The organism is Flavobacterium sp. OHVDL-2026-0007, assembly GCF_059882335.1.
The window spans coordinates 4,249,940-4,261,908 of the sequence record NZ_CM187612.1 but is presented as its reverse complement, the minus strand read 5'-3'; the positions used below and the strand labels follow the sequence as shown (position 1 = coordinate 4,261,908).

The following is an 11,969-nucleotide window of genomic DNA, read 5'->3' as shown; positions in this document are numbered from 1 at the left end:
CACTTAAAAAATCGTTCCGATCCATATTGAGAGTATATTCCATTTTCACGCCAAAAAAACGTTAAAAAATTGTGGGTTAAACGTTAACTCTAAAACACTATATCGTTTGAGATTTAACAAAAAACACTACGGAATCACTACCTATTTGCCGATTTTTCCTAATATAATTCAAAACCTATTGTCAAATTGATATTTCGCAACGCCTTCTGTAAAATTATTAGCATTTAAGAACCGTTTTTCTAATATTCCAACAAAAATGTAAGCCAAAGTTTAATTTCAATACATTATATTTAACGAAATCTTTATTTTTGTAGAAAAAATATCAAGAATGAAAGTTAAAGAACAAGGGCTTTATTTGCCTGAATTTGAACACGACAATTGTGGTGCAGGATTTATTTGTAATTTGAATGGTATTAAATCAAATGATATTATTCACAAAGCATTGGATATCTTAATAAAATTGGAACATCGTGGTGCAGTTAGTTCTGATGGAAGAACTGGAGACGGCGCTGGAATTTTATTCGATATCCCACATGATTTTTTTAAAAAAGTATGTGATTTTGAAATCCCTCAAACGAGAGAGTATGCTGTAGGAATGGTTTTTTTACCAAAAAGCAAGAACCAAGTTACTTTTTGCATGAATGCTTTCGAATCTACTATTAAGGATCAAAACTTAAAGATTCTAGGTTGGAGAGATGTACCGGTTGACGAAACTAATTTAGGGCAGATTGCCGCAGAAAAACAACCAACAGTTAAACAAGTTTTTGTTAGCAAGAACGGTCAAAATTTAACGGAACAAGAATTTAACGCAAAACTTTTTGCGGCTAGAAAAATAGCAGAGCATGCCATTAGAGGATCAAAAACCTCTGAAAGTCATATGTTCTATTTCTCTAGTTTATCAACAACTACTATAATATATAAAGGTCTTTTGATGCCAGAAGACATCAGCCGTTATTATATTGACTTAAAAGATCCTGACTTAGTGACTCGTTTGGCGTTAGTTCACCAACGTTTCTCTACCAATACTTTCCCTTCATGGGAATTAGCACAACCATTTAGATACATGTGTCATAATGGTGAAATCAATACACTTCGTGGAAATGTTAGCCGTATGCGTGCTCGTGAAGAGCTGATGGAAAGCAAAATTTTCGGAGACGACATCAAAAAATTATTCCCTATTATCTTAGAAGGAAAATCAGATTCTGCTTCTATGGATATGGTGATCGAACTTTTGTTAATGACAGGTCGCTCTTTACCAGAAGCGATGATGATGGTCGTTCCAGAAGCATGGGAAAAACACCAGACCATGTCGCCAGAAAAAAGAGCCTTCTATGAATACAACTCTTGTATCATGGAGCCTTGGGATGGTCCAGCTTCTATTCCTTTTACTGACGGAAATGTAATTGGTGCCTTATTAGACCGAAATGGACTACGTCCTTCTCGTTATACTTTGACAAAAAGTGGTTTTGTAATCATGTCATCAGAAATTGGTGTACTAGATGTAGAACCAGAAGATGTCGTACAGCACGGTCGTTTAGAGCCAGGAAAAATGTTCTTGGTGGATATGAACGAAGGTCGTATTATTGAAGATGACGAAATTAAAAAATCGGTGGTAACAAAACGTCCTTACCAACAATGGATTGACGAGAATTTGTTACAATTGGCTAAAGTACCTTATACCAATAATCCTGCTCCAGTTGAAAAACTTGATTTTCATACAAGACAACGTTTATTTGGTTACACTATTGAAGATTTAAAAACCATCATTAACCCGATGGGAGGTCAAGGTGCTGAAGCGATCAGCTCTATGGGTAACGATACACCACTTGCTGTTTTATCAGAACAACCTCAATTATTATACAATTATTTCAAACAATTATTTGCTCAGGTTACCAACCCTCCTTTGGATGGTATTCGTGAAGAAATCATTACCGATACTAGTTTAGCCATTGGTGGAGATTTCAATATTTTCGAAATTGAGTCTAAACAATGTAAAAAATTAAAAATCCAAAATCCAGTTATCTCTAACGAGGATTTAGATAAAGTAAAAAACATTGATCACGCAGATTTCAAATCAGCTACCATTTCTACTTTATACAAAATAGAAAAAGGAGTTAACGGTTTAGAGCGCGCTCTTGAAAAATGTGTTCAAGCCACATTTAAAGCGGTTTCTGAAGGATGTAACATCATCATCTTATCCGACAGAGGAGTAAGCGAAGAATTAGCTCCAATCCCAATGTTATTGGCTTGTTCTTATATTCACCACTCTTTAAACATCCTACAAGTTCGTTCTAAATTCGGAATCATTATCGAATCAGCAGAACCACGTGAACCGCATCATTTTGCCTTATTGTTTGGATATGGAGCCAGTGCAATCAACCCTTATATGGTTAACGAAATCATTCACGATCAAGTTACCCAAGGATTCATTACAGGAGTAAAAGCAGATTACGCTATTGTAAACTACAACAAGGCCATTGCAAAAGGGATCCTTAAAATCATGAACAAAATTGGTATCTCTACTTTACATTCTTATAGAGCTGCTCAAATTTTTGAGATTTTAGGTTTAAACAAAACCTTTACCAACAAATACTTCCCATTCACTCCTTCAAGAATTGAAGGAATTGGTCTAATCGAAGTAGAGAACGAAGTGAAACAACGTTTCCAAAAAGCATTCCCTAATTCTAAAATTGCCAACTTATTACCCCTAGAAATTGGTGGTATTTACAGATGGAGAAGAGGTGGAGAAAAACATATGTTCAATCCAACCACTATTGCAAAATTACAACAAGCCGTTCGTTTGAACAGCCCAGAAAGTTATAAAGAATACTCCGATATGGTCAATGAGCAAAGCTCAAACTTAATGACTATTAGAGGTTTGTTTGAATTTAACAATCTAGATCCAATTTCTATTGACGAAGTAGAGCCTTGGACCGAAATTGTAAAGAAATTCAAAACAGGAGCTATGTCTTACGGATCGATCAGTAGAGAAGCCCATGAGAATTTAGCTATTGCCATGAACAGAATTGGTGGAAAAAGTAATTCTGGAGAAGGTGGGGAAGATCCAAAACGTTTCCAAAAAGAAATCAACGGAGATTCAAGAAATAGTGCTATCAAACAAGTTGCCTCTGGACGTTTTGGCGTATCGATCAACTATTTGACAAACGCTAAAGAGATTCAGATTAAAATGGCTCAAGGAGCTAAACCTGGAGAAGGTGGTCAGTTACCTGGAGAAAAAGTGGTGCCTTGGATTGCTGAAACCAGAAACTCTACACCTTATGTAGGTTTGATTTCACCACCACCACACCACGATATCTATTCTATTGAGGATTTATCTCAATTGATTTTTGATTTAAAAAACGCCAACCGTGAAGCACGTGTAAACGTAAAATTAGTTTCTGAAGTTGGAGTTGGAACCATCGCTGCCGGTGTTGCCAAAGCAAAAGCTGATGTTATTTTGATTTCAGGTTATGACGGAGGAACTGGTGCTGCACCCCTAACTTCATTGCAACACACAGGTATTCCATGGGAACTTGGTTTAGCAGAAGCACAACAAACTTTGATCTTAAATGATTTAAGAAGTCGTGTGGTTTTAGAATGCGACGGACAATTGAAAACAGGTCGTGATGTAGCTATCGCTGCCTTATTAGGAGCTGAAGAATTTGGTTTCGCTACCGCTCCACTTGTTGCTTCTGGTTGTATTATGATGAGAGCTTGTCACTTGAATACTTGTCCAGTTGGTATTGCAACTCAGGATCCTGAATTGAGAAAGAATTTCAAAGGAACTCCAGAGCACATCATCAACTTCATGTACTTTATTGCGGAAGAGCTAAGAGAGATCATGGCGCAATTAGGTTTCAGAACATTGAAAGAAATGGTAGGTCAGTCACAAAAATTAAATGTGAACAAAGCTATCAAACATTATAAAGCCAATGGTTTAGACTTGTCTTCTATTCTATACAAACCGGAAAAAGCAAAAACGGAACCAATTCACAATACAACAGAACAAGATCACCAACTTGAAAACGTATTGGATTTCGCTATTATCAAAGAAGCTATTCCTTCTATCTATAGAAAAGAGAAAACAAGAGTTACCTTTAAAATTAAAAATACAGACCGTTCTGTAGGAGCTATTTTGAGTAATGAAATCTCAAAAATATATGGCGCGCAAGGTTTACCAGCTGACACCATTTTAGTTGATTTTGAAGGTTCTGCCGGACAAAGTTTTGGTGCCTTTGCTACCAATGGATTGTCATTTAAAATTCACGGAAACTGTAATGATTATTTAGGAAAAGGATTATCTGGAGGAAAATTGATTATCAAAGTCCCTCCTACTGCAACCTTCAAACCTGAAGAAAACATCATTATCGGAAACGTTGCCCTTTACGGAGCTATTACCGGAGAGGCTTATATTAATGGAATGGCCGGAGAGCGTTTTGCTGTAAGAAATTCTGGAGCAACTGCCGTTGTTGAAGGAATTGGAGATCACGGATGTGAGTACATGACCGGTGGTACTGTTGTAGTCTTAGGAAAAACAGGAAGAAACTTCGCAGCTGGTATGAGCGGTGGTGTAGCTTATGTTTACGATCCAAAGCAACAATTTGATGCCACATTATGCAACATGGAAATGGTCGCTTTTGACCCGATCGAAGCTGAGGATGTATCAAAACTAAGACGATTGATTAAAAATCACTCTTTGTATACTAGCAGCCCATTAGCCAAAAGAATTTTAGCAGACTGGGAAAATGAGCAAAATAATTTCGTAAAAGTGATGCCAACTGATTACAAAAAGGCATTACAACGAATTGCAGAAGAGAAAAAAATAGAAGAATTAATAGCAGATTAAATGATTGTAAAATTTAGATTTTAGAGTTCAATTCATTTGAACTCTAAAATTAGAATTTATCATTTGAAATTTAATTAAAAAGTCATGGGTAAAATAGGCGGATTTAAAGAATATAATAGAGCCGACGAAAGTAATATTGAAGTTATAGAGCGTGTTGCCAACTATAATGAATTTACCATTCCGTTAGCAAAAGATAAAATAAAAGAACAAGGTTCGAGATGTATGGATTGTGGTATTCCTTTTTGCCACAGTGCTTGTCCATTAGGAAATTTAATTCCTGATTTTAATGACATGGTACATCAAGAAGAATGGCAAAGTGCTTTAGAGATTTTACAATCTACGAATAACTTTCCTGAATTCACAGGTCGCTTATGCCCTGCTCCATGTGAGAAATCATGTGTACTAGGGATCATTAAAGAGCCTGTTGCTATCGAAAACATTGAGAAAAACATCATCGAAAGAGGTTTCGCTGAAGGTTGGATCAAACCACAAGCGCCACTTACCAGAACAGGAAAAACGGTTGCCGTTATTGGTTCAGGTCCAGCTGGTTTAGCAGCGGCTCAACAATTAAACAGAGCGGGTCACACTGTAACGGTTTTCGAAAGAGACAATGCTATTGGAGGATTGTTGCGTTATGGAATTCCTAATTTCAAATTAGAAAAGGGAATCATCGACAGACGTGTAGCCATTTTAGAAGCAGAAGGAATTACTTTTAAAACTAATGTAAACGTTGGTGTTAACTTTAGCGTTGAAGAATTAAACACATTCGATTCTATCGTGTTATGTGGTGGGGCTACTGAAAAAAGAAGTTTACCTACTAAAGGAATTGAAGCTAAAGGTGTTGTTCAAGCGATGGATTTCTTGACACAACAAACCAAAGTTCTTTACGGAGAATCGATTCCAGATCAGGTTAAAGCCACTGGAAAAGATGTTATCGTAATTGGTGGTGGAGATACAGGTTCTGACTGTGTCGGTACCTCTAACAGACACGGAGCTAAATCGGTAACCAACTTTGAGATTTTACCAAAACCTCCAGTTGGAAGAAGTGAATCTACGCCTTGGCCTTTCTGGCCTTTGCAGCTGAAAACTTCTTCATCACACGAAGAAGGTTGCGACAGAAACTGGTTGATCAATACTAAGGAATTCCTAGCCAATGAAAAAGGAGAATTAGTGGGATTAAAAACCGTTGAAGTACAATGGAAAATGACTCCAGGTCAACGTCCAGAATTAATCGAAAAAGAAGGTTCTGAGAAAATATGGCCATGTGATTTAGCATTATTAGCATTAGGTTTCACAGGTCCTGAGAAAACATTAAGCGAGCAATTAGGTCTTGAATTAGACATGAGAAGCAACTATAAGGCTACAAATTACCAAACAAATGTTCCTCATATTTTCACCGCTGGTGATATGCGAAGAGGACAATCTTTGATTGTTTGGGCTATTTCTGAAGGTCGTGAAGCAGCAAGAGAAGTGGATAAATTCTTAATGGGTTATACCAACTTGCCAACCAAAGGAAACGGAGACTTACCAAGTCTATAACATTTCATAAAAAGTAATCCCCTTTGAAAAACTATTTTTTCAAAGGGGATTTTTTATTACCATCCATTCACCTAGAGAAGTCACAGACAAGTCAGTATCCGCTACCTTATTTTAAGGCCGTTTACTCGCCTTAAAAAATCAGATAGCCCTATTTCTTCCCTTTTGATTTTTGTTTCCTTCTCCACATAATAAAACCAGTAATGGGTAAGCTAGCGCCTATTAGTACCGCCAAGAAAACAATTATTTTATTTCCTATTCCAAAAATAGAACCGGTATGAATTCCATAAATTGAGTTCTTAACCTTCTCAGCTGTTGTTGCGTTTTTATCCAAATCTCTTTGCACAATTTCTCCTGAAAATTGATCGACAAAAAACGTGTTGTATTTTGGAACATACTCGTAGGCATACTTTAATTTTACACGAATGGTTCCCTCACTTTCTTTGGGATAATAAATATTGGACTCTATACAATTAGGGTACTCTTTCTGTAATAGCCCATAGACTTTAGCAATATCCGTTTGCGTAGCTGCTGGTACTCCCGAATTTGGCCCCCATTTGGTATAAGGCTTACTATTGGTCACTGCATAGGCCCCTTTTTTTACAAAATCATACGAAAAAAACAAACCCGTAATGATGACAAAAACCAGTACAAAACTGGCGTAAAAACCGCCCACTCTATGCAAATCAAAATTGATTCTTTTGGCAGACTTAGTACTTATCGTAAAATACCCTTTCAGTTTTTTTAAATGAGTTGGAAACCACAAAATAAAACCTGAAATCACCATAAAAAGAAATACAAAAGTCGAAACTCCAATAATCTCTTCACCAATATCACCTAAAAGCAAGGTGCGATGAATGTCTAAAATGATCGCAAAAAAAGAATCTTTACTCCCCATAGACATCACTTCCTTTCCGCTGTAGGGATCATAAGCTACTTGCATTTTTTTACTTCCCAACACAATGGTTGCATTGGGAACACTCTCTTTTTGTTTGATAAAAAGCAGCTCTTTATCCGCATGATTCTTCTTAAAAGAATCAATCACCACAGCAAGCGGTATACGTGCTGACTGCTGTGTCTCTACATAATCAAAATCATGTTGCGTATAGGCGGTTATTTCGTCTTTAAAAACGTAGATACAACCCGTTAGGGTTATTATTAAAATAATAATCCCTGAAGCTAAGCCTAGCCAAAGATGCAGTTTTCGTATGGTATTCTTTACTTTCATTAGAGCAGTTAAAGGTTTTGATGCCGCTTTGCATCCAGCTAATTTTAGCATTAAATACTAAAAACTATATTGTATTTGTAAGGTAGCTCTTCTTCCAGGCGCGTTAACATAGTCTTGATTTCTAACGGTCCACCATGCGCTATTTGTAGCATACTCTTTATTGAATAAATTTTCGATACCCAGAGCCGTTTTAAAATGCTTCGTAATGACATACGAAGTACTGAAACTAAAAATCGTATACTGAGGTACTGGACCTTCGTTAAAATTATACTTATTTGTTGTAGCATCTGGAGCAAAACGATCTCTTTCAAAATTATGTAAAGCATTTAACTCAACACTCCAATTTTTCAAAGGCTGGACTTGAATATAAGCGGTGATTTTTGGCGCCATAATTCGAGCTCCATTGATGTATTTTTCATACGCACCGTCATTATTGTTATCGATTTTTCCTTCTATCCAAGCAAATGCTCCTCCAAAACTCAGGTAATCGAACGGTTTGAAATTAACAATGGCTTCATAACCCCAAATTTTCTCTGGTGCACGCTGCATCACATAGGAACCGTCTGGAGCTTGAACGGAAGACGCTCCTAGTTTTGAAGTACTCCAAAAACTGGTTACTTCATAGTTAAACCAGTTTTTAATCCTTCCTGCTAATCCAACTTCATAATTATTAACGATGATAGGGTCTGTTGGCAATTTTGACACAATACTTGTGGTTGCACTCCTTAATATCCTTCCTATTTCATTAATAGAAAACGATTGGGAATAACTTGAAAAAACATTTAATTCAGGCAAAAAGTTGTAGCGAACTCCAACATTTCCAACTAGTGCATTGTACTCGAGATCTCCTCCTTCTACAAAAATACTTGACGTATAGGTTTTACCATCCGCTTTTAACACTGAAAGCGTATTAAAATCATCCACTTTCACTTTAATATTTTCATATCGAGCACCTGCTTTCAAGGTGAATTTATTCCAGGCATCCAATTTTATCAACGCAAAAGGAGCCATGTTTAACATGTTCATTTGAGGCGTCCAAAAACGACCATCCTCTAACTTTTGTACGGTCGAATCATGAAGTAAATCGACTCCGTAAATTAAATCGGCACTATAATTTTCTCTGGTTAAAAGGCGAGAATCAAAATTGGCTCTAAGTCCCATTTTATTAGACTTTACGTTGGATTGACCACCGTTAAGGAACTGTACTTTATCGTAGTAAAAAACCGTTCTAAAATCTTGCGAATAGGCATTTACACTTAATGAAGTCCCATTCCATATTTCAGCATTAGAATAGCTTAATCGGAAATTATGATTTCTTGGAGTTCCCTCTGGAGTCCCTAACCTATCTTCCGTTTCAACTCCGATGGAAGGGGTTTCACCCCACTTACCAATTTGAATATCTTGATTTAAAAATGATTTTGATGCATAACCAATATAAGACGCCTCAATTCTTTGATTTTCTGTGATTTCATACCCTATTTTAATCAATCCGTTATAGGTATTCATATTGGCCAAACTATAGGTTGGAGAAATATTGACATCATTAGCATCCTTTAACAATCCTGTTTTTTCATGTGTTAAGCCCAATACATAGTCAAAACGATTGTGTTTCCCATTTAATGCAATCGAAGTTCTAAAACCCAGTGTTTCATCAACAGAAGAAGGCTGGGCGGTAAAACTTGAGGTAACCGAACCCATTATCGTTTTGTTCTGGTGATTTTTCTTGGTGATGTAATTGATGATACCTCCATCAGCCCCGTTGCCATAAATGGATGTTGCTCCTTTGATCACCTCTATTCTTTCAATAGAAGCAGGATCAATAACCTGAACATCTCTTCCTCCATTTCGTAAAGGTGTAGATTGTGGAATCCCATCTATCATCACCAAGAATGGTCTTCCTCTTAAGGTTTGTCCGTAATTGGAAGTCTGATTGCTTGAAGTGGCCAAACTAGGAACGGTATATTGTAAAATATTACCAATATTGGAATTAATTACGGTCTGGTTTTGGATCTTTTTCTCTCCAACAATAGTAACTGAAGAGGTTACTTCTTTTATACTCTCTTTTTTACGACTGGCTGTTACTATGATATCATCCAATTCGTTGAGTTTTTCTTGCTCCGTATTTTTATCTTGTGCAAATCCTAAAAAAGGCATTAAAACGAGTAAAAAAAATATTTTCTTTCTTTTCATAAAAACGGTTACTAATATATTCTTAATTTTGGTTTTATTTTTGCAAATGTAATTTTTATTTGTTCTAAATAAAAGACTTTTTTACACTTCATTGACAATATTTTATTTTACTCATATTTTGAAAATAATGTTTGATTCATAACTTTTTGTTATGATTTGTTATTTTTCTATATTTTATTTGTAGATAGTCAAAAGAGTAATAAATTTGTCCAAAATAGTTTAAAATGCAAGCAAAAGATTTACTGCAGTTAGCAGACCAATTTGGAAGTCCATTATATGTTTATGATGCCGAAAAAATCCAATCTCAGTACAATAGATTAACCAAAGCTTTCTCTAAGGTAGAAAACTTGAGAGTTAATTATGCCATGAAGGCATTGTCCAACGTTGCGATTCTTCAGCTATTAAAGAACATGGGGGCTGGCTTAGATACGGTATCTATTCAAGAAGTTTTATTAGGACTTCATGCTGGCTTTGAACCTGAAAAAATCTTTTTTACACCAAATGGAGTTTCTTTAGAAGAAATCGAAGAAGTGGCCGCAATGGGTGTTCAAATCAACATAGACAACTTATCTATACTAGAGCAATTCGGAACAAAATATCCAACAACTCCAGTTTGTATTCGTATCAACCCGCACGTAATGGCAGGTGGTAACGAAAACATTTCTGTAGGTCATATCGATAGTAAATTTGGAATTTCAGTACATCAATTACCACACCTAGTGCGTATTGTAGAAAACACCAACATGCATATCGTGGGAATCCACATGCATACAGGATCTGACATTTTAGATATTGAAGTGTTCTTATATGCTGCTGAAATCTTATTTGATGCTGCTAAAAAATTCCAAAACTTAGAGTTTTTGGATTTCGGAAGTGGATTCAAAGTTCCTTACAAAAAAGACGATATCGAAACTGATATTGAAGAATTAGGTAAGAAATTATCGAAAAGATTCAACGCTTTCTGTGTTGAATATGGTAAAGACCTAACCTTAATTTTTGAACCAGGGAAATTCTTGGTAAGTGAAGCAGGTTTCTTCTTAGCGAAAGTAAACGTAGTAAAACAAACGACTTCAACTGTTTTTGCAGGAATCGATAGCGGTTTCAACCACTTGATTCGTCCTATGTTTTATGGTTCACAACATCATATCGAAAACATCTCCAATCCTAAAGGAAAAGAGCGTTTCTATTCTGTTGTAGGTTATATTTGCGAAACAGATACTTTTGCTAGTAACAGAAGAATTCAAGAAATTAAAGAAGGTGATATCCTTTCTTTTAGAAATGCAGGAGCTTATTGCTTCTCTATGGCTTCCAACTATAACTCTAGATACAAACCAGCTGAAGTTTTATGGATGAACGGTCAAGGAATCTTAATTCGTGAACGCGAAACATTCGAAGATTTACTTAAAAATCAAATCTCGTTGCCACAAGAGATTGCAGCAACAGTTTAAAATAAAAAAAAAAGAATATCAATTTTAAAAATCCCGTTTCTTCTGAGACGGGATTTTTTTTTTACTTTTGAAGCGATTTTGAAAAAGACAATGAGCACTATAATTAAATTGACGGTCCAACTCTTCAAAGCATTCCATGGCAAACATGACAACACTACCAACTGTTTCGAGCTCGTAGCGATAATGCCAATAAATCAAAAAGTATTTAAAGAATCCACTATATCCCTTTTACTCAACTAAAAAAAGCATACAAATGAAACTACAAATAAGAATTTTACTTTACTCCATATTATTTTTTCTATATCTTTCTTTAACTTCATTTTTGCTCTCAACAGGAGAAACTCTAAAGACAGATCCCTATAAAACTTTGGGCTGTGGTTTTGCTATTTTAAATTTGGTTTATGCTTTCGGTGTACTAAAATGGACGCCTTTGCTAAATGTAGTCTGTTCGATCTTAATTGCAGCATTAGCCCTATTCTTAGCTTTGCAGTTTGCCAATTTATACTTGCTTTCCAATTATGATCCTTTTCTAGTGAAAACGGCCATAATAACCAATGCAATTTTATCTCTATTGTTCTGGGAAATTGCTTATCAAATAAAAAATAGAAAACAATAAAAACAATATCATAGTAGTCCTTAAACCTACCACTGCACTTCTCTATAAAAAATCGCAGTTCAAAAACGACAATATCTTAATTAATCGACAACAGCTCTTTTTACA

The 11,969-nt window shown here is 35.8% G+C and carries 6 protein-coding genes; 4 read left to right on the top strand and 2 right to left on the bottom strand.

Annotation, left to right across the window (positions count from 1 at the left end; all coding sequences use genetic code 11):
• Positions 1–328 precede the first annotated feature (328 nt).
• Together gltB and AC51AA_RS17520 are read left to right on the top strand one after the other, a co-directional pair.
• Positions 329–4,846, top strand: a complete 4,518-nt coding sequence (gene gltB, locus AC51AA_RS17525; protein ID WP_500703483.1) for a glutamate synthase large subunit — start codon at positions 329–331, stop codon at positions 4,844–4,846.
• Between the two features lie 84 nt (positions 4,847–4,930).
• The gene (locus AC51AA_RS17520) at positions 4,931–6,385 is read left to right on the top strand and encodes a glutamate synthase subunit beta (protein ID WP_500703482.1); all 1,455 of its coding nucleotides are present in this window, start codon (positions 4,931–4,933) and stop codon (positions 6,383–6,385) included.
• 148 nt (positions 6,386–6,533) lie between these two features.
• On the opposite strand, the gene AC51AA_RS17515 is transcribed toward AC51AA_RS17520, so the two are convergent.
• Together AC51AA_RS17515 and AC51AA_RS17510 are read right to left on the bottom strand one after the other, a co-directional pair.
• A complete protein-coding gene (locus AC51AA_RS17515; protein ID WP_500703481.1) occupies positions 6,534–7,610 on the bottom strand; it encodes a PepSY-associated TM helix domain-containing protein in 1,077 nt (358 codons plus the stop codon).
• A gap of 57 nt (positions 7,611–7,667) precedes the next feature.
• Positions 7,668–9,800, bottom strand: coding sequence for a TonB-dependent receptor (locus AC51AA_RS17510; protein WP_500703480.1), 2,133 nt, complete (start codon positions 9,798–9,800; stop codon positions 7,668–7,670).
• Between the two features lie 224 nt (positions 9,801–10,024).
• Between AC51AA_RS17510 and lysA the strand changes: the two genes are divergently transcribed.
• Entirely contained in the window at positions 10,025–11,248 is a 1,224-nt protein-coding gene (lysA, locus tag AC51AA_RS17505; protein ID WP_500703479.1) for a diaminopimelate decarboxylase, read from the top strand.
• A gap of 253 nt (positions 11,249–11,501) precedes the next feature.
• Complete coding sequence (locus AC51AA_RS17500; RefSeq protein WP_500703478.1) at positions 11,502–11,864, top strand: hypothetical protein; 363 nt, start codon at positions 11,502–11,504, stop codon at positions 11,862–11,864.
• The last annotated feature ends 105 nt before the right edge of the window (positions 11,865–11,969 follow it).

Bases quoted from the DNA above. Each gene is read 5' to 3' on its own strand.
- lysA (WP_500703479.1), top strand. From the start codon at position 10,025: ATGCAAGCAAAAGATTTACTGCAGTTAGCAGACCAATTTGGAAGTCCA.
- AC51AA_RS17520 (WP_500703482.1), top strand. From the start codon at position 4,931: ATGGGTAAAATAGGCGGATTTAAAGAATATAATAGAGCCGACGAAAGT.
- AC51AA_RS17510 (WP_500703480.1), bottom strand. From the start codon at position 9,800: ATGAAAAGAAAGAAAATATTTTTTTTACTCGTTTTAATGCCTTTTTTA.
- AC51AA_RS17515 (WP_500703481.1), bottom strand. From the start codon at position 7,610: ATGAAAGTAAAGAATACCATACGAAAACTGCATCTTTGGCTAGGCTTA.
- gltB (WP_500703483.1), top strand. From the start codon at position 329: ATGAAAGTTAAAGAACAAGGGCTTTATTTGCCTGAATTTGAACACGAC.
- AC51AA_RS17500 (WP_500703478.1), top strand. From the start codon at position 11,502: ATGAAACTACAAATAAGAATTTTACTTTACTCCATATTATTTTTTCTA.